Source organism: Algibacter sp. L4_22, from assembly GCF_023473045.1.
In the GTDB taxonomy this organism is placed as follows: Bacteria; Bacteroidota; Bacteroidia; order Flavobacteriales; family Flavobacteriaceae; genus Algibacter.
Window position 1 is genome coordinate 43,026 of the sequence record NZ_JAMCOK010000009.1, and the last position, 17,458, is coordinate 60,483.

At 32.4% G+C, this 17,458-nt stretch carries 18 protein-coding genes; 3 read left to right on the top strand and 15 right to left on the bottom strand.

The window, feature by feature from the left end:
- The first annotated feature begins 126 nt into the window (after positions 1-126).
- The gene (locus M4I23_RS18350) at positions 127-1,503 is read left to right on the top strand and encodes a HAMP domain-containing sensor histidine kinase (RefSeq protein WP_158847401.1); all 1,377 of its coding nucleotides are present in this window, start codon (positions 127-129) and stop codon (positions 1,501-1,503) included.
- A gap of 12 nt (positions 1,504-1,515) precedes the next feature.
- Here the strand turns inward: M4I23_RS18350 and M4I23_RS18355 are convergent, their stop codons facing one another.
- On the bottom strand, positions 1,516-2,178 hold the full coding sequence (locus M4I23_RS18355; protein WP_249755365.1) for a hypothetical protein: 663 nt from the start codon (positions 2,176-2,178) through the stop codon (positions 1,516-1,518).
- A 30-nt stretch (positions 2,179-2,208) separates the two neighbouring features.
- Here M4I23_RS18355 and M4I23_RS18360 point away from each other — a divergent pair, with 30 nt between their 5' ends.
- Positions 2,209-3,009 (top strand): bifunctional 2-polyprenyl-6-hydroxyphenol methylase/3-demethylubiquinol 3-O-methyltransferase UbiG, encoded by an 801-nt coding sequence (locus tag M4I23_RS18360; protein ID WP_249755366.1) that lies wholly within the window; start codon positions 2,209-2,211, stop codon positions 3,007-3,009.
- A 21-nt stretch (positions 3,010-3,030) separates the two neighbouring features.
- On the opposite strand, the gene M4I23_RS18365 is transcribed toward M4I23_RS18360, so the two are convergent.
- The 8 genes from M4I23_RS18365 to M4I23_RS18400 all read right to left on the bottom strand — a co-directional run bounded on the left by M4I23_RS18365 (position 3,031) and on the right by M4I23_RS18400 (position 10,238).
- Positions 3,031-3,999 carry an alpha/beta fold hydrolase gene (locus M4I23_RS18365; protein ID WP_249755367.1) on the bottom strand — a complete coding sequence of 323 codons (969 nt, stop codon included), beginning with the start codon at positions 3,997-3,999 and terminating at the stop codon, positions 3,031-3,033.
- Between the two features lie 48 nt (positions 4,000-4,047).
- A complete protein-coding gene (locus M4I23_RS18370; protein ID WP_249755368.1) occupies positions 4,048-5,022 on the bottom strand; it encodes an alpha/beta fold hydrolase in 975 nt (324 codons plus the stop codon).
- A 122-nt stretch (positions 5,023-5,144) separates the two neighbouring features.
- Complete coding sequence (locus tag M4I23_RS18375; protein ID WP_249755369.1) at positions 5,145-5,891, bottom strand: SDR family NAD(P)-dependent oxidoreductase; 747 nt, start codon at positions 5,889-5,891, stop codon at positions 5,145-5,147.
- Positions 5,892-5,954: 63 nt separating this feature from the next.
- Positions 5,955-6,518 (bottom strand): TetR/AcrR family transcriptional regulator, encoded by a 564-nt coding sequence (locus M4I23_RS18380; protein ID WP_249755370.1) that lies wholly within the window; start codon positions 6,516-6,518, stop codon positions 5,955-5,957.
- Positions 6,519-6,582: 64 nt separating this feature from the next.
- Positions 6,583-7,383, bottom strand: a complete 801-nt coding sequence (locus tag M4I23_RS18385) for a DUF6503 family protein (RefSeq protein WP_249755371.1) — start codon at positions 7,381-7,383, stop codon at positions 6,583-6,585.
- A gap of 31 nt (positions 7,384-7,414) precedes the next feature.
- Positions 7,415-8,074 carry a peptide-methionine (S)-S-oxide reductase MsrA gene (msrA, locus tag M4I23_RS18390; protein ID WP_249755372.1) on the bottom strand — a complete coding sequence of 220 codons (660 nt, stop codon included), beginning with the start codon at positions 8,072-8,074 and terminating at the stop codon, positions 7,415-7,417.
- Between the two features lie 286 nt (positions 8,075-8,360).
- The gene (locus M4I23_RS18395; RefSeq protein ID WP_158847419.1) at positions 8,361-9,140 is read right to left on the bottom strand and encodes a zinc ribbon domain-containing protein; all 780 of its coding nucleotides are present in this window, start codon (positions 9,138-9,140) and stop codon (positions 8,361-8,363) included.
- Positions 9,141-9,143: 3 nt separating this feature from the next.
- Complete coding sequence (locus M4I23_RS18400; protein WP_249755373.1) at positions 9,144-10,238, bottom strand: Nif3-like dinuclear metal center hexameric protein; 1,095 nt, start codon at positions 10,236-10,238, stop codon at positions 9,144-9,146.
- A 47-nt stretch (positions 10,239-10,285) separates the two neighbouring features.
- Between M4I23_RS18400 and lpxK the strand changes: the two genes are divergently transcribed.
- Positions 10,286-11,290 (top strand): tetraacyldisaccharide 4'-kinase, encoded by a 1,005-nt coding sequence (gene lpxK / locus M4I23_RS18405; protein WP_249755374.1) that lies wholly within the window; start codon positions 10,286-10,288, stop codon positions 11,288-11,290.
- Here the strand turns inward: lpxK and M4I23_RS18410 are convergent.
- The 6 genes from M4I23_RS18410 to M4I23_RS18435 are packed head-to-tail and all read right to left on the bottom strand — an operon-like array spanning position 11,287 to position 17,360.
- Positions 11,287-13,521 carry an ATP-binding protein gene (locus M4I23_RS18410; RefSeq protein WP_249755375.1) on the bottom strand — a complete coding sequence of 745 codons (2,235 nt, stop codon included), beginning with the start codon at positions 13,519-13,521 and terminating at the stop codon, positions 11,287-11,289. The genes lpxK and M4I23_RS18410 overlap by 4 nt on opposite strands.
- Before the next feature lie 30 nt (positions 13,522-13,551).
- Complete coding sequence (gap, locus tag M4I23_RS18415; RefSeq protein WP_158847427.1) at positions 13,552-14,565, bottom strand: type I glyceraldehyde-3-phosphate dehydrogenase; 1,014 nt, start codon at positions 14,563-14,565, stop codon at positions 13,552-13,554.
- A gap of 2 nt (positions 14,566-14,567) precedes the next feature.
- Positions 14,568-15,446 carry a lipoyl synthase gene (gene lipA, locus M4I23_RS18420; protein WP_158847429.1) on the bottom strand — a complete coding sequence of 293 codons (879 nt, stop codon included), beginning with the start codon at positions 15,444-15,446 and terminating at the stop codon, positions 14,568-14,570.
- Between the two features lie 55 nt (positions 15,447-15,501).
- Positions 15,502-16,047: an RNA polymerase sigma factor gene (locus M4I23_RS18425; RefSeq protein WP_158847431.1), complete on the bottom strand. Its 546-nt coding sequence runs from the start codon at positions 16,045-16,047 to the stop codon at positions 15,502-15,504.
- Positions 16,038-17,150 (bottom strand): glycosyltransferase, encoded by a 1,113-nt coding sequence (locus M4I23_RS18430; RefSeq protein WP_249755376.1) that lies wholly within the window; start codon positions 17,148-17,150, stop codon positions 16,038-16,040. Before M4I23_RS18430 ends, M4I23_RS18425 begins: the two co-directional genes overlap by 10 nt.
- Positions 17,151-17,156: 6 nt before the next feature.
- A complete protein-coding gene (locus M4I23_RS18435; RefSeq protein WP_158847433.1) occupies positions 17,157-17,360 on the bottom strand; it encodes a membrane or secreted protein in 204 nt (67 codons plus the stop codon).
- Between the last annotated feature and the right edge of the window lie 98 nt (positions 17,361-17,458).

Consider the following 17,458-nt stretch of genomic DNA (forward strand, 5'->3'; position numbering starts at 1 on the left):
GTTTAAGGTTTTTCTGTTTCTAGCAAAAATAAAACAATTATATCAAATAAAAATTTAGCCGAATTCTTATTTCTCATGTAGGAATTGTTTAACTTTATTGAATTAACGTATAAAACATAGAAGTTTATGCTAGGTGAAATTTGGGAGTCATATCTTCAAAGATACATCCATTATAGTGGATTTTCTGATAGAAAGGAGAAGGAAGGCTTGCCATATTTTAGAGATAAACTTTTTATTTCTATTTTATTATTAACTTTTGTATTGGGGTCACTTTCCTATGTGCCTAGTACTTATGTTGCAGTCTCTAGAAACGAAAACATAATTGTAGTGTTAAACACAAGCACTATGCTGGTTTTAATATTTACGGTGTTTTATCGTGGGCTTAGTTTTTACACCAAAAAAATATTATTTTCAATTAATTTTCTTGTCCTGTCCATTGTAATGTTTGCGGTACTTGGGTTTGAGGGTAATGGCAGTGTACTAATTTTTGCTTTATCTATTTTAATAACACTTTTTAATGGCAAAAAGCATGGGCTATTTACGATTTTAATTATTGCCATTTTTTATGCTATTTTGTTATTTGGTTTGTATTTCGAGCTTTTTAACCTGCCTCTATTCGAGCAATCTGGATTTCAGGTCTTAGGTATTATAATAGTTAATAACTTACTTTTTAATCTACTATTAGTTTTTTCAGTTTCATTTTTAATAAACCAACTGCACACCGCTTTATTGAAAGGGAATGAATTGCAAGCTGAACTTTATGAAAAACATAATAATGTGTTGGAAGCCAAAAATAGAGTTGAGAAATCCGATAAATTAAAGTCGGCTTTTTTGGCTAATATGAGTCATGAAATTAGAACGCCTATGTATGGTATTTTAGGTTGCGCTCAGTTTTTAAAAGAATACAATGAAGATGATGAAAACTATCAAGAATATATTGAGGTTATTGAAACTAGCGGAGAGCAATTACTAGATATTATGACCGACATTATTAATATTTCTATTATAGAATCGGGTTTAATGTTTACAAATATTAGAATGTTTAATATTGCCGATAATATAAATACGGTTTACAATGCTTTTTTGCCCGAAGCACATGAAAAAGGTTTGGAGTTTATTCTGAACAATACTATAGCGGTTCAAGATACTTATATAAGTTCGGATAGTGATAAGGTAACATCGGTGTTGAAATATCTAATAAAAAACGCTATAAAATATACCGATGAAGGCACTATTGAATTAACATGTGAGCGACAAGATGAGAGCTATATAGTCTTTAATTTAAAAGATACAGGAATTGGGATTCACGAGGATAATTTTGAAAATATATTCGAAACCTTTTATCAAGTTGATGTTGAAAACGAAAACGCTTTGCACGGTTCTGGTATTGGTTTAGCCATCGCTAAAGCTTACATTGAAATGCTTGGTGGTAGTATATCCCTGAAAAGCGAAGTAGATATAGGTACCTCGTTTTTGTTTACAATGAAGGTGAATTTAGCTTAAAAGCCTTCGGTTTTACCTTATAGAAATATTGGTGAAATTCAAATTCCAATTACCATCTGGTTTTTTGTGATCTACAGCAAATTTCAACCCATTAATGTCTTTATAATTTTCAAAAGTAGTCATCATCGATGGTTCTTTTTGATTCGCTTTTCTGTAAATCCATTCTTTAATTAAAAAATTATTATCATAAAAAATATCGTAAGCATCGCCAGGTGTATAGCCACCATCGTTAGAATAAGTTAGCGTTATTTTGTTTAAAGCCGTTTTGCTTATTGGAGCTTCTGTTTTAACCGATTCTGAAATAGTTGTGCCAGAATCCCAAACTAATTGAAACGGTATAAGCAACCAAAATTTATCGTTTATAAAGCCAGGGTCTACTTTTAAGCTAATAGAATCTAATGCAGAGCGGTTGTAGCTAATGGTATCCATATTCGTTATAGATTTTATATCGTTGGTTTTAGGTTTCCAAATCCAGCGTCTTTCAAAGTGTGTGCTATCTTTGTCTACATTAAAAGTAAAAGCAATTTCATTTATATTTTCCCAGTTTTCAAAACCGTGCGCATTGGCTATTTTTTGGGCAATGGTTAATGATTTCGCTTCAGGAATTGATTTTGTATTGTCTTTACAAGCTGTAATTAATAGCGTTATTAGAGTTATGTAGATGAAGTTTTTCATAATTTAGTTTTTTGTAAAGATACTTTGAAGATGACAAATAATAGTAAATATTTTAAAACAAACAAAGCCACTTGGAATCAAAAAGTAAAAGTACATGCCGAAAGTGATATGTACAATATGGAAGCTTTCAAGGAAGGGAAATCTTCTTTAATGCCCTATGAGTTGGAAGCTTTGGGAGATGTAAAAGGAAAGTTGTTACTGCATTTGCAATGCCATTTTGGTCAAGATACATTAAGTTGGAGTAGGCTAGGTGCTAAATGTACTGGTGTGGATTTAAGTGATGAAGGTATAAAGCTTGCTAAATCTTTAAATAAAGAATTAAAGTTAGATGCTGAGTTTCTATGTTGCAATGTCTTGGAAACATCTCAGTATATAAAAGAAGAATTTGATATTGTGTTTACAAGTTACGGTGTTATTGGGTGGTTGCCCGATTTAAAACCTTGGGGAAAAATGATAGCCGAATGCCTAAAACAAGGTGGTACATTTTTTATGGCAGAATTTCACCCGATAGTTTGGATGTTCGATTATTTAAATGAAAAACCAATAATAACATATGGCTATATGCAAGATGAGGTAATTTATGAAGAGTACGAAGGGACTTACGCTAACCAAGAATCTACAATAACAAGTAAGGAATATGGCTGGAACCATGGTTTAGGCGAAGTGATTTCTGCACTTACCGAAGCTGGATTGCGCATCGATTATTTAACCGAGCACAATGAGAGTCCTTATAATGTGTTACCAAATTTGACTAAAACTGATAATGGTATGTTTGTTACAAATGACAAATTATATCCTTTAATTTTTACTTTGAAGGCGACTAAGATTTAAAAAGTAACTTTTTATTTTATTTTATTTTATGTCATGTTTGTATAAAAATTTCAAGATTAACTCAGCTATTTCTCTTGTTTTTTCTTCAGCAGCAAAATGGCCTGCATCCAAAAGATGAAGTTCCGCGTTTGGCAAATCCTTTAAATACGCTTTAGCGCCATTCGCATTAAATTTTAAATCCTTTTTACCCCATACAATTAATGTTTTAGGTTGATTTTCCTTTAACATGTTTTGCCATTTTGGATAGCTCAATAAATTGGTGTTGTAATCCTGAAATAGTTGCACTTGTATGTCTCTGTCTTTTTTAGAATTTAGAAAAGCTAAATCGTGTGTCCATGCATCTGGACTTTGTATATTCATATTTCTTTCATCTAAATCAAATAAATACTGCTTGTTAATCACGGCATCTTTTCCGGTTAGACTGTATAGGAAATCGTATTTTGTTTTGGAGGTGTCGGTTTGGGCTGTTCTAAAAAAGTTTTGTCTTTTTTCGGTTAAACCATCTAGGTAGGCGTTTGCATTTTGTACAATTAAAGCATCAATACGGTTAGGGTTTTCCATCATCATTCTATAACCTACAGGAGCTCCAAAATCTTGCATATACATCACATAGTTTTCAATATGGAGTGTTTCTAAAAGCTTCTGAGTATAATTGGCTAATAAATCAAAGGTATATTTAGTTGTTTTCGGGTCTAGGTGAGAGCTATAACCCGAGCCTAAATTATCTGGCGCAATGACATAGTAGTGCGTTGATAGCATAGGAATTAAATTTCTATAGGAATGTGAAGACGATGGATAACCATGAAGTAAAACTATAACCGGATTCTTTTTATCACCAGCAGCTCTGTAAAACAATTTTACACTATCAATCTCGGCATAGTTGTATGTGGTTGCGGGAGGTAAAAAGAAGTTGTTTTTGTTATCTTCTTTAATTCTATTACATCCAAATAATGCTAGACTTAAAATTGAAATAATTATTAAGTGTTTCATTGTTTTTGTTTTCAGGTTAAAAATTGCTGATTGAGAGATTAGACGTATTTATTTTGTATACTTGCGCATAAAGCTCCTCATTTTTTTAATAATAGCATCGCCATCTTCTTCCAAAGCAAAATGCCCTGTATCATAAATGTTATAATCGATATTTGTAACGTCTTTTTTAAAGGCTATAGCACCACTTTCAGGAAAAAAAGCATCGTTTTTACCCCAAACAATTAATAAAGGCGGTTGGTTATCTCTTAAATACTGTTGCCATTTTGGATACAATTTTACATTGTTTTGGTAATCGTAAAATAAATCTAAATTTACAGCATGAGCGCCTGGTCTAGAAAGTCTTAAGTAATCTAAATTCCAGTTATCTGGGTTTACGGTCTCTATATTTCTAACGCCATGTGTGTATTGCCATTTTAAACCTTCTAAAGAAAACGCTGGTAATAACGCTGTTTCGGTAGTTTCGTTTCTGTCTTTCCAAAGTGCTCTTATGCCTTTCCAAGCATCACCTAAACCTGCTTCGTAAGCGTTTCCGTTTTGATTAATTATGGCTGTAATTCTTTCAGGGTTTGCTGTAGCAAGTCTAAAACCAACTGGAGCGCCATAATCTTGAATCATTATGGCATAGGTATTAACGTTCTTTTTTTCAAGAAATGCATTTATGGTTATAGCTAGGTTATCAAAAGTGTATTCAAATGTTTTTGAATCTGGAAAATCACTATTGCCAAAACCAGGATAATCTGGAGCGATGAGGTGATATTCGTTTGATAACTGATTTAATACTTTTCTGTATTGATGTGATGATGCAGGAAAACCGTGGAGTAAAACGATACTTGGGTTTTCTGGATTACCAGCTTCTCGGTAAGCTATATTTATTCCATTGACTTCGATGGATTCGTAAGCTACATTTTCATCCTGAATAGAGGTTTCTATTTTTGTTTCTACTGTTTTGGTTTGTGTTGAGGTGTTGTCTTTACAAGACGCAAAAAGGAGTAGGATGGATAGTGCGTAAATTATATTTTTCATAATGTATTATGTAAAAGTTTATTCCATTTTAATGTTATTAATCAAATGGATTTAAATTAAAATGAAATAAAAAGCCATAGCACTTTGTGTTTTGTGAACCATGGCTTTATCATGATATGTTTTTAGTTTCTACCAGCCATAACACCACCATCGGTATCCCAAATGGCGCCTGTAACCCATGATGCTTTGTCTGAAAGTAAGAATACAATACTATTTGCTACATCTTGAGATTCTCCAAAACGTCCAATAGGGTGAAAACCATTAAAGCCAACCAATGCTTCTGCAGCAGCTTCTTTATCTCCAAAAACGCCATGATAAACAGGTGTGTTTACTAAAGCTGGAGATACGGCATTAACACGAATGTTATCTTCTGCTAATTCCATTGCTAAATGTTGCGTTAAAGAGTGTAAACCTGCTTTTTGCATAGAATATGCTGTAGATGGTGTTGCTTTTACTGCTTGTTTTGCCCACATTGAACCTACGTTAACAATAGACCCACCTTGAGTTGCTTTCATTTTTTTAGCAGCACTTTGTGTAATGAAAAAGAACCCTCTATTTAAATCTAAATAAGAGTTGTAATCTTCCATAGTATGGTCTAAAAATGGTTTTGGGCCAAAAATACCAGAAGCATTTACTAGAAAATCTAAATTTTCTAATTCTGAAATTTTAGATACTAATGCATCCACTTCTTCTGTTTTAGAAATATTTACGGCATGTTTAATTAAGTTAGGAGCATCTGCTACTTTGTCAATATTTCTACCTACAATATGCACAGTTGCACCGCCTTCTAATAAGCTATTTGTTGTTGCGTTACCAATACCACTTGTTCCACCAATTACTAAGGCTACTTTGTTTTCGAATTCTTTCATGTTATTTATTTTTTAAAGTTTAAAATTGAACAGACAAGTCTGTCTTTGTTTGTTTAAATTTTTTTAAGATATGATCTGCGAACACAGTTGTTTTGTTTCTTTTATTGGCCAATCTTCTTGGTGTAAATGACTTTCGCCAACAGCACCTTCGTAGAGTAAGTATATTTGTCTGGCAAGAGATTTAACTTGCGCTTCTTTTACATTTTCTAAATTGTTTGTAATAAGTTTTGATATTAAATCAATAAAACTATGTTTTTGCGATTGAATTTCTGTTCTTATAATTTCGTTGTCTTTCGGAATTTCAGAAACGGTTTTAATACACCAACAACCGTTGAAATCTTTATCTTTGAAAAAGAGTTCGAGAAAATCGAAAATAGCTAAAACTTGAGCTTTACCTTTTGGTTTCGATGTTGTAAAATCTTCTACATCTTGTATAAAACTTGTGTTTTTAAATTTAAGATAAGCTAAGCAAATCTCTTCTTTAGATTTAAAATGATTGTAAAGCGTTGCTTTTGCAATACCTGCTTCTGAAATAATTTCATTGATTCCCGTGGAATTATAGCCGTTCTTATAAAATAAGAACGAAGCCGTTTCAATGATTCTATTTTTTACTTCAGAATGTTTCATAGTGCAAATATAGATAAAAAAACCAAAAAATAGACAAGTCTGTCTGTTTTTCGGTTTTAAAATATTATTTAGTTGATAAATTAATAATATCCTCTGTTTTAATTTTAGATAATTCCTTTAGTTTTCCAGCTTCAAAAAGTTCTGGAAGCTGGTCTAATGGCGTACCTACTTCGGCTTCGTAATTTGTGTAGTCTTGAAAAGTAATACCGTCTAAAACCCGTTTGTTGTAAGCTGCTCTAAAACGAACACCTCCATTATTAACGGAATAGTTATAAGCTAAGTAATCTATTTTTTTTGTTTCGGTATTTATCCAGTAGCGGTATTGATCGTCAAAATCTTCTCCACCACCTTCTTGATTAAATGTTATACCTAAAACAGCATAGTTTTTTCCTTTAATAGTTATGTCACCAATATAAGTTTTATTTACAGAGGCATCATTTAGTTTATGTGGTAATGTGGCAAAGTAAATAACAGAATTTATACCACCAGTTGCTCCTTTAATTTGTTTTTCGTTTAGGCTTACGGTATCTCCATTAACGGTTCTATAAAGTTTACCATTTTTAAGAACATCGATAGTTATGTTGTTGTCCTTTTTTGAAATTTTGGTGTACTCGTAATTTTGGTTATCATTTTTAAAATGATAGGTATTGTCTCTAAAAGCAAAGCTATAATTGGCAGAATTGTATAGATCGCCACCATGGGCTTCTATAGCTTGGTTTAAAATAACTTCTGCTTTTGAAGCTGGTTTTACTTGAGGTGCTGTCTCTTCTTGAAGAGAAGACGTTACAATTTCTTTTTTTTTATCGTTACAAGCAAGAAACGTAATGCTGCATGCTAATACTAAAATATACTTATGTATTCTCATTTTATAGTTTTGGGTTTTTACTGAAAATAATTTAATGTGATGATTTCAATAATTCCTTCGGAAATTTAGCTTTAAATCTGTTTAATCTTGGTACTGATACATTTTTAATGTAAGGATGATCTGGATGCAAACGTTCGTAATTTTGATGATAATCTTCGGCTATCCAAAATTTTTGGAATGGATAAACTTCGGCTGCAATTTTTACATTCAGCTTTTCGGCAAGAGCTGCTTTCTTATTTAAAATAACTTGTTTCTGTTTATCGTTTTGGTAGAAAATAATAGATCGGTATTGAGAACCGCGATCGTTTCCTTGGCCATTAACCTGAGTTACATTCTGTGATGCAAAATAAACATCAACTAAAGTTTCAAAACTAACAACTTCTGGGTCGTAAATAATTTCTACGGCTTCAGCATGACCTGTTTTGCCGGTATTACTTGCTGCGTATGTGGGTTTTGTAGTGTAACCTCCAGAATAGCCAGAAATAGACTCGTCTACACCTTTTACGCTTTCGTAAATGGCTTCTACACACCAAAAACATCCACTTGCAAAGTAGGCGTGTGCTTTTCCGTTTTTAATAGACACCTCTATAGGGTCTGCGGTTTGAACGTCTAGCTGCTGTTGTTTGTTTTGTGCTGTATTTTGGCAACTAAAAAATAATGTAATTGCTAATATTGGAATAATATGTTTCATAAAATATATTTTGTTCTTGGGCTTTAGACGTATAAAGTTATGAAAACTTAAAGGGAGTTGTATAAAATTAGTCTACCAGATTAATTTTAAATATAGATTTAGATAGCGTGTTATACTGTTTTTGGCAAAGTGGCCCGCGATAGGGATTGCAACGGTAGCTTTTGGTGAGGCGCGCATCGAGCCAAAACTTTAGTGGAAAGCCCGACCCAAAGGGATCGCCAAAAATATAGGCATAAAAAAAAGCCTCTAGATTAACTAAAGACTTTTTTTATGTATTGGAAATGAATTAAAGTTTAGAAAACATTTTTTCCATTTTTGCTTTTTGTTCTTCGGCAAGTGCAGCATCTACTAAGATACGTCCACTGTGCTCATCAGTAATCACCTTTTTACGGGCAGCAATTTCTACTTGTACTTGTGGTGGAATTGTAAAAAACGATCCTCCAGATGCACCTCTTTCAATTGGCACAACAGCTAAACCATTTTTCACATTTTGGCGAATACGGTTATAAGCAGCAACCAAACGAGATTCGATTTGCGTTTTGTAATCTTCAGATTTTTGGAACAAAGCTTGCTCTTCTTTTTCTGTTTCGCTTAAAATGGCATCTAGCTCATTTTTCTTGTGCTTCAAGTGATTTTGACGCTCTTTTAAACGATCTTTAGTTTCAGAAATGACTTGTTTTTTTTGCTCGATTTGCACTTTAAATTCTTTAATGTGCTTTTCTGCCAATTCAATTTCTAATTCTTGAAATTCAACTTCTTTTGTTAAAGAGTTAAATTCACGGTTATTTCTAACGTTTTTTTGTTGTTCGCTGTACTTTTTAATCAAAGATTTTGCTTCTTCCATTAAATTTTTCTTTCCAGTGATGTCGTTGTCTATAGCTTCTAAGCTTGAAACAAGCTTTTCTAATCTTATATTTAATCCGGCAACTTCATCTTCTAAATCACGAACTTCTAAAGGAAGTTCTCCACGAACATTTCTTATTTCGTCTATACGAGAATCTATGAGTTGTAAATCGTATAAAGCTCTTAAGCGGTCTTCAACAGTTACTTCTTTCTTTTTAGCCATACTTTAAAAATACTTAACAGGATTGGTATTTGTCTTTGATAAAATGATGGCAAAATTAGTGATTTTTTTTGTAAGATACGCTACTAAAAGGTTTTTTGTGAATTGCTCACTTTCATAATGACCTATATCGGACAAAAGAATACTGTTTTCGGCCATAAAAAAGTCGTGATATTTTAAATCAGCGGTTACAAAGGCATCAGCACCAGCAGCTTTAGCGTTGTTAATAGCAAAGCTTCCAGAACCACCTAAAACGGCTACTTTTTTAATTTTTTTGTTTAAAAATGCGGAATGACGAATAAATCCGGTATTCATTTTTGATTTAAGATGATTTAAAAAAATAGTTTCGTCCATGGCTTCAGTGAATTCGCCAATCATGCCCATGCCAATATTCTGATTTTTGTTTTCCAAAGTGGTTATTTCGTAGGCTACTTCTTCGTATGTGTGAGTTTTAAAAAGAGTCTCAATTATTTTAGATTCCAAATGTTTGGCAAAAGTTACTGTGATTTTTGTTTCTTCCTCAATATGAGTTTTTCCTTTTTCTCCAATAGTGGGATTTGAGTTTTCGTTACCATTAAAGGTACCGAAGCCTTCTGCATTAAAACTACAGTTGTTGTAATTACCAATACTGCCAGCTCCTGCTTTAAATAAGGCACTGCGTAGTTCTTCAGCTTCGTTTTTGGGAGCGTAAGTGCTTAATTTTTTTATAGTTTCGCTTTGCGGTATTAAAATGCGTTGGTTTTTAAGTTGTAACTGCTCGCATATCATATAGTTTACACCTTGTTGGGCATTATCTAAAGCGGTATGCATGCTGTAAATAGCAATGTCGTTTTTAATGGCTTTTAAAACCACACGTTCCACATAGTTTTTCCCTGTTATTTTTTTTAATCCTTTAAAAATAATGGGATGGAAGCTTATAATGAGGTTGCATTTTTCTGCGATAGCTTCGTCTACCACAGTTTCTAAGGTGTCTAAAGTTACTAAAACACCTGTTAATTTTGAGTTTTTATCGCCAACCAAAAGGCCTACGTTGTCAAAATCTTCGGCATAAGCTAACGGAGCCAATTGCTCTAAGTGATTTATGACGTCTTGAATGATCATAATGAAATAAATTTTACATCAAAGATAAAATAATTACTTTCGTGGTAATGAAAATTTTGAGATACATATTGTTTCCTATAATGCCTTTTTATTATTTAGCGACTTGGTTGCGTAATAAATTATTCGATTTAGGTATTAAAAAATCTAAATCGTACGCTTTTCCTGTTATTTGTGTGGGTAATTTAAGTACAGGTGGCACTGGAAAAACACCAATGATTGAATATTTAATTGGGTTATTGAAAAAGAATTATAAAGTTGCTACACTAAGTCGTGGTTATAAACGTAAAACGGAAGGTTTCCAATTGGGTGATATAAACGCTTCCGTGGAAACAATAGGAGACGAGCCTTTTCAGTTTTATAATAAATTTAAAGATGATGTTTTAGTTGCTGTCGATGCCGATAGACAAAATGGTATCGATCAATTGAGAAGTTTAGCACATGCTCCTGAAGTTATTTTGTTGGATGATGCTTACCAGCATAGGAAGGTGAAAGCTGGATTTAATATTTTATTGACAACCTACGCTAATCCGTATTTTCATGATGTAGTTTTGCCAACGGGGAATTTGCGTGAGCCAAGATCTGGAGCCAAACGTGCAAACATTGTTGTGGTAACTAAATGTCCCGATAATCTATTGGATAGTGATAAGGCTAAGTTCTTAAAGCTTATTAATTCTAATGAAAACCAGCAGGTATTTTTTAGCTCTATTGCATATTCTAATAGATTAATTTCTTCGGAAAAAACTCTAGAGATTAAAGAATTAGAGGTGTTTACGTTAGTTACAGGAATTGCAAATCCTAAACCTTTAATTGATTTTCTTGAACTTAAAAACTTAAAGTTTGAGCATTTAAACTTTAGTGATCATCATAATTTCACATCTGATGATATTGCAGAATTAAGTAAAAAAGAATTAATAGTTACTACAGAAAAAGATTTTATGCGTCTTAAAGATTATGAGGTTTTAAAAAACAAATTGTTTTATTTACCTATTACAATTTCTATTGATAATGAAAAGGAATTTAGTTGTGTAATAAAAAAATATTTAGACGTTTAAGAAGTTGTTGAAATGTTCTTTTTAGAAGCTAAAGCATTGTAGAGTTTTTTCTCAAACTCATCTTGCTTAAAAGGTTTTGGTATAATATCTGTAAAGCCAGCTTCGTCAAATTCATGCATTTTATCTTCAATAGTAACCGCTGTAAGTGCAAAAATAGTTAAGTCTTTATCAAACATTCTTATTCTTTTGGTAGCCTCAATACCGCTAATACCTGGCATGTGAATATCCATTAAAATAATGTTATAATCATTCGCTTTTATCTTTTCTACAGCATCTTCGCCGTTATCGGTAATTTCACATTGAAGCTCCATTTTAGTAAGGATTTTTTTGGTAATCATTTGGTTAATTTTGTTATCCTCAACAACCAATATTCTCACATTTTTTAAATCGAGTTCCTCCTTGTTGCCTTCAAAATAGTCGGCTTTTACTTCCTGGGCTTCTTTTATAGCGCTAAATTCAATAGGGATTTCAAAATAAAAGGTTGTGCCTTTTCCTATTTCACTTTTTAAATAGATTTGTCCTTTTAAAATTTCAATTAAACCTTTAACAATAGATAAGCCTAAACCTGTTCCTCCATATTTTCTATTAATTTGAATAGAGCCTTGTGAGAAACTCTCGAACATATGGTCTTGTTTTTCTTGAGTAATTCCAATACCATTATCTTCTACTTCAAAGCGTAGGGTATAAATTTTATCGATCTGGTCTATTTTATAAACACGAATCCAAATATCTCCATCTTTGGTGAATTTTATAGAGTTACCTACAAGGTTAATAAGGATTTGTGATATTTTTAATTGATCGGCAATAAAGTTTTCTGGTAAATCTTTATCGTATTCAAAATGAAGATTAACATTATTGTCTTCGGCAGAGTTTGTTAATGCTAAAACAATATTGTTTATTTTTTTATTTAAGTTGAATGGTTCTGGTTCTAAATCGACTTTGTTAGCTTCAATTTTATTAATTTGAAGGATGTCGTTTATAAAGGTTAATAAGTAATCTCCTGAGAATTTAAGCGATTTTAAATGCTGTATTTGTTCTGGTTTTGGGTTTTCTTCTAATAACATGTTACTTAAACCAGTTACGGCGTATAGTGGAGTTCTAAGCTCGTGCGTTACAGTAGATAAGAAGTTTGCTTTAGTTTTGGATGCTAACTCGGCTTTTTCTTTAGCAAGAATAAGTTCTCCGTTTTTTTTGTGTAGCATGTTATTCGTTTTTAAACGAATATTATTGTTTTTATACAGTGATAAGGTTAGAAGTGAAAGAATAGTAATTAAAGCAACACTTAAAACTGAAATTAACGTGTTTATAGTACTTTCAGCTTCTTTTTTTTCTAGTTTTTTATTAACCTGTTCTAGCTCTGCACTCATATTATTGAGTAAAGGTAGATTGAATTGGTTTTTTTCTAAATCAATTTTTAAACCACGAATGGAATCCGAAAGTTCTGTGTGTGCTATTAAATAATCTCGAGATTTTTTAAAATCATTTAAGGAATAAGAAATATCACTAAGTACTTTGTATGCTAAGTTTTTAAGGTTTACAAAGTTATTAGCTTTTGCTATTTTTAGCCCTTCTGCGGTAGCTTGTAAGCCATGTTTATAATCTCTTAACTCACTATAAACTATACCTTGATTTATTAAGCTTTCACTTTCTGTGCTTAAAAAGTTGTTTTTTCTGGATAAGGCTAATGCTTGCTCAAGGGTTGTTCGTGCTTTTTTATAATTATTTAAAAGCATATAAGTTTTACCCTCTAAAAGTAAGGTTTCTGCTAGTTTATTTTCTAATTCTACTTGTTGAAATAAAGTTTTTGCTGAAATAAAATAATCAAGTGCTTGGTAGTAATCTTTCTTACTAATAAAAACTTCACCTAAAGTTTTAAAAGAGCGTGCCAAGTTCGCGTCGTCTTTTGTTAAGCGCTGTATTTCTATAGATTTGTTAAGCGAAGCTATCGCTTTATCAGGTTGGTCTATAATAAGTTGTAAACGACCTTTAAAAGAATAAATAAGCCCTTTGCTTTCTTGTTTTTCCGTCTTTTGGGCTAAAGCTAAGGCATCGTCTAGGTTTCTCAGAGCTTCATAGTTATCATCGGCCTCTAATGCTAACTGTGCTTGTTTTATATAGTGATCTATATTATTTTGAATAAGTTCAGGGTCGTTCTCTATAGTTTGTTGAGACCAGCCTAAAACACTAAACAGCACTAATAGAGCGATTAATGAGGGTTTTATTTTGAACATAAATATACGGTTACTAACAAATATAATTTTTTACTCCGACAAAGTACACTTTTTTGCTGATAAATTACATATTAAGTCAATTATTCTTGAAGAGTAGCCCGTTTCATTATCATACCAACCAATTATTTTTACCATATTGCCAATAACGGAAGTCATTTGCGAATCAAAAATACAAGAGTGTGTATTACCTACAATATCAATAGATACAATAGGATCTTCTGTATATTCTAAAACCCCTTTATAATTTGTGTTAGCGGCTTCCTTAAAGGCAGAATTAATTTCTTCAATAGTAACTGTTCGTTTTACATTTAAAGTAATATCGGTTAGCGATCCATTAATAACTGGAACCCGAATACCGCAACCACCAATAACGTTGGCTAGTTCTGGAAATATTTTAGTTAATGCTTTTGCTGCTCCAGTAGTTGTAGGAACAATAGATTGGCTAGCAGCACGTGATCTCCTTAAATCACGATGTGGTTGGTCATGCAAACTTTGGTCGGTGGTGTAGGAGTGAACTGTTGTAATATATGCCTGATCAATACCGCAGAGTTTATTGATAATATCAATCATTGGTGCGGCATTATTTGTTGTACACGATGCATTTGATATTATAGTTTCGGTGCCATCAATACTATCTCCATTAACACCGAGTACAATGGTTTTTATATCATCTTCAATAGGTGGAACACTTAAAATAACTTGCTTTGCTCCGTTTTTAATATGAAGTTCTAATTCTGGAATTGTTTTAAACTTTCCGGTAGATTCAATAACGAAATCAACATTAAAAGGTTCCCAATTAATGTTTTTCGGATGGTTTTCGTTTAAGAGCGCTACCTTTTCGTTATTTACTATAATATGATTTTCATCTGAAGAAACTGTGCCATTAAAACGCCCATGAACACTATCGTATTTTAGTAAATGACTTAGTGTTTTAGTATCGGCTAAATCATTTATGGCAACAACTTTTATATTGTCATGACTTTGAAGCAATCTAAAAACACGACGTCCTATCCTGCCAAAGCCATTTATTGCAATGTGAATCATGTTTAGTTAATGTGTTTTTGAGCTTTGTAAGAAGATCTTACAAGTGCGCTACTTTCAACATGACGGAAGCCTAACTCCAATCCAATTTCTTCGTATTCTTTAAATTGATCTGGATTTATAAACTGTTTTACTGGTAAGTGTTTTTTACTCGGTTGTAAGTATTGGCCAATAGTAACAACGTCTACGTCATGAGCTTTTAAATCGTGTAAAGTTTCAATAACTTCTTCACGTTGCTCTCCTAAACCAAGCATAATACCAGATTTTGTTCTACGCTGGCCTTGTTGTTTTAAATATTTTAAAACGTCCATACTTCTGTCGTATTTGGCTTGTATACGTACTTCTCTACTTAATCGTCTAACCGTTTCTATGTTATGCGATACTACTTCTGGAGCAACATCAATAATTCTATCAAGATGTTGTTCTATACCTTGAAAATCTGGAATTAAAGTTTCTAGAGTCGTTTCAGGATTCATTCTACGGACTGCCTTTACGGTTTCACTCCACATTATGCTTCCCATATCTTTTAAATCATCGCGGTCTACACTAGTTAAAACCGCATGTTTAATTTTCATTAAATTTATAGAGCGTGCTACTTTTTCAGGTTCATCCCAATCTACAGTTTCTGGTCGGCCGGTTTTAACGCCACAAAACCCGCAAGAGCGCGTGCAAACATTACCTAAAATCATAAAGGTTGCAGTTCCTTCTCCCCAGCATTCGCCCATGTTAGGGCAACTTCCAGAGGTGCAAATGGTGTTTAAGCTGTATTTATCAACTAAACCACGTAATTCTGTGTATTTTTTTCCGGTAGGTAGTTTAACGCGAAGCCATTTTGGTTTGGCTTGACGTTCTGGTAGTATATTTGAAATCGTTTCGCTATTCATATCTATAAAATGTAGAAAGCAAATATACGAAGTATTCTATAAAAAGCAGTCCTGTTTACTTATCTTGAATAATCTCGGCAAGTAGTTTTTTTGCTCGTAAAAGTTTAACTTTTATATTATTCATGGGTTCGTTTAGTTGTTTCGATATTTCTTTGTAGCTTAACTCTTGAAAATAGCGCAGATTTATAATTTCTTGATAATGGGGTTTTAGCTTTTTAATATCACGAAGTAACTTGGCTAGATGTTGCTCGGTAATAAGGATGTCTTCTGGAGAAGGAGACTCGTCTAAAACTTGAAAAGCTTTTTTATCCGAGTTAGAAATAACTTGGGTGATTGAGTTTTTTTCTTTCCGAAGTAAATCGATATGAAGGTTTTTAGAAATTGCAATTAACCACGTTTTAAAGGTGTACTTTTCATCGAAAGTTTCAATTTTATCAAAAGCTCTCGAGAAAGTTTGAATAGTAACATCTTCAGCATCATTTTCATTTTGAATACGTTTTAACTGAAAACCATAAACATCATCCCAATATAAATTTAATAAAAAATTAAAGGCTTTCTGGTCGTTAGACTTTGCTCGTTTTATGGCTTCGTTTATTTCCAAAAATCAGGTTTTGAGATTAAGTTATTAATAAAAATGGCAAATTGTGAAATGATAAGAGAAATTTCTAAGATAGGAAGTAATAGTAAAATATCTATTTCCTTTAATTTTTTCGACGAAAAACCAATAATTAGATATTGAATACTTAATCGAACTAAAAATAAGCTTAAAACAATAGGCCAGCTATATGCGATTGTTAATAGTGTTATTGTCAATACCCAAAATAACACGTTTGACAAATAAAACAATCCTAGTAAAAATTTATGTTTCGATTTGTATAAGTGCGCTGTTGAAACGTGACGTCTTTTTTGTTTATACCAAGCCTTAAAATTAGATTTTGGTATCGAGGTGGTAAAACTGTTATTTGAAAAATTAATGGCAGTGTTTTTAGAGTTTGCCACTTGGTTTATAAACAAATCGTCGTCGCCAGAGCGTACCTTTATATGTTTTATAAAACCATTGGCTTTAAAGAACTCGTTTTTCGTATAAGCTAAATTTCGGCCAACACCCATATAAGGCATTCCTAATTTTGCAAATGAAAAATATTGAACGGCTGTCATAACCGTTTCAAAACGAATAAGTTTATTTAAAAACGAATATTTAATTTTTGAATAGCCACCGTAACCTAGGATAATTGATTTTTCATTACTGAAATATGCGCTCATTTCCTTAATCCAATGCTTAGAAACGGGCTCGCAATCGGCATCTGTAAATAAAAGATAATCGTGTTTTGATGCTTTTATACCTAGCGTTAAAGCGTATTTTTTATTACCCCAAAAGGCTTCAATACTTTTTACATCAACAATTTTTATATTGTTATGTTTTTTTGCAAAATTTTCAAGAACATCTAGAGTTTCATCATACGATCCATCATTGATTAAAACAATTTCAAACTCGGGATAATCTTGATTTATTATAGAAGGAATGAACGTTTTTAAATTTTCAGCTTCGTTTTTAGCGCAAATAATTACAGAAACAGCAAAGTTTTTGGAAGATGGTTTTTTTTGTTTTAGAAAAGCAAAGTTTCCAAAAATAAAAAGATAATAAACCACTTGAATAAAGACTACGACAATAAATGCGTAGAGTAGCACATCAAGTATAATCATTAAAATTTAAGAATGTTGAGGTTCGTTACAATCGGCATATTGGTCTGGTGTTTTTCCACAAAACCCACAGGCTTCTCCATCTTTATTAAGCATTGGGTTTTGGCTTGCGCAAGTACCTGCAAATTTACCGTCTTTTTTTGCCCATATTTTAATGGCAATTCCAGCAACACCAACTCCTAACAAGACAATAGTTATTAGTAAAAGTTTCATAATAAAATGTGATTTTGGTTCTTAAATGAGTCGAAAAAAGTTTTATAAAATAACAAAAACATGTCGCTTTTCAACCTAACAATATAATTGGCTGCAAA

What these genes read in the sequence shown, in the direction of transcription:
- M4I23_RS18350 (WP_158847401.1), top strand. Translation starts at nt 127, where the DNA reads ATGCTAGGTGAAATTTGGGAGTCATATCTTCAAAGATACATCCATTAT.
- M4I23_RS18355 (WP_249755365.1), bottom strand. Translation starts at nt 2,178, where the DNA reads ATGAAAAACTTCATCTACATAACTCTAATAACGCTATTAATTACAGCT.
- M4I23_RS18360 (WP_249755366.1), top strand. Translation starts at nt 2,209, where the DNA reads ATGACAAATAATAGTAAATATTTTAAAACAAACAAAGCCACTTGGAAT.
- M4I23_RS18365 (WP_249755367.1), bottom strand. Translation starts at nt 3,999, where the DNA reads ATGAAACACTTAATAATTATTTCAATTTTAAGTCTAGCATTATTTGGA.
- M4I23_RS18370 (WP_249755368.1), bottom strand. Translation starts at nt 5,022, where the DNA reads ATGAAAAATATAATTTACGCACTATCCATCCTACTCCTTTTTGCGTCT.
- M4I23_RS18375 (WP_249755369.1), bottom strand. Translation starts at nt 5,891, where the DNA reads ATGAAAGAATTCGAAAACAAAGTAGCCTTAGTAATTGGTGGAACAAGT.
- M4I23_RS18380 (WP_249755370.1), bottom strand. Translation starts at nt 6,518, where the DNA reads ATGAAACATTCTGAAGTAAAAAATAGAATCATTGAAACGGCTTCGTTC.
- M4I23_RS18385 (WP_249755371.1), bottom strand. Translation starts at nt 7,383, where the DNA reads ATGAGAATACATAAGTATATTTTAGTATTAGCATGCAGCATTACGTTT.
- msrA (WP_249755372.1), bottom strand. Translation starts at nt 8,074, where the DNA reads ATGAAACATATTATTCCAATATTAGCAATTACATTATTTTTTAGTTGC.
- M4I23_RS18395 (WP_158847419.1), bottom strand. Translation starts at nt 9,140, where the DNA reads ATGGCTAAAAAGAAAGAAGTAACTGTTGAAGACCGCTTAAGAGCTTTA.
- M4I23_RS18400 (WP_249755373.1), bottom strand. Translation starts at nt 10,238, where the DNA reads ATGATCATTCAAGACGTCATAAATCACTTAGAGCAATTGGCTCCGTTA.
- lpxK (WP_249755374.1), top strand. Translation starts at nt 10,286, where the DNA reads ATGAAAATTTTGAGATACATATTGTTTCCTATAATGCCTTTTTATTAT.
- M4I23_RS18410 (WP_249755375.1), bottom strand. Translation starts at nt 13,521, where the DNA reads ATGTTCAAAATAAAACCCTCATTAATCGCTCTATTAGTGCTGTTTAGT.
- gap (WP_158847427.1), bottom strand. Translation starts at nt 14,565, where the DNA reads ATGATTCACATTGCAATAAATGGCTTTGGCAGGATAGGACGTCGTGTT.
- lipA (WP_158847429.1), bottom strand. Translation starts at nt 15,446, where the DNA reads ATGAATAGCGAAACGATTTCAAATATACTACCAGAACGTCAAGCCAAA.
- M4I23_RS18430 (WP_249755376.1), bottom strand. Translation starts at nt 17,150, where the DNA reads ATGATTATACTTGATGTGCTACTCTACGCATTTATTGTCGTAGTCTTT.
- M4I23_RS18435 (WP_158847433.1), bottom strand. Translation starts at nt 17,360, where the DNA reads ATGAAACTTTTACTAATAACTATTGTCTTGTTAGGAGTTGGTGTTGCT.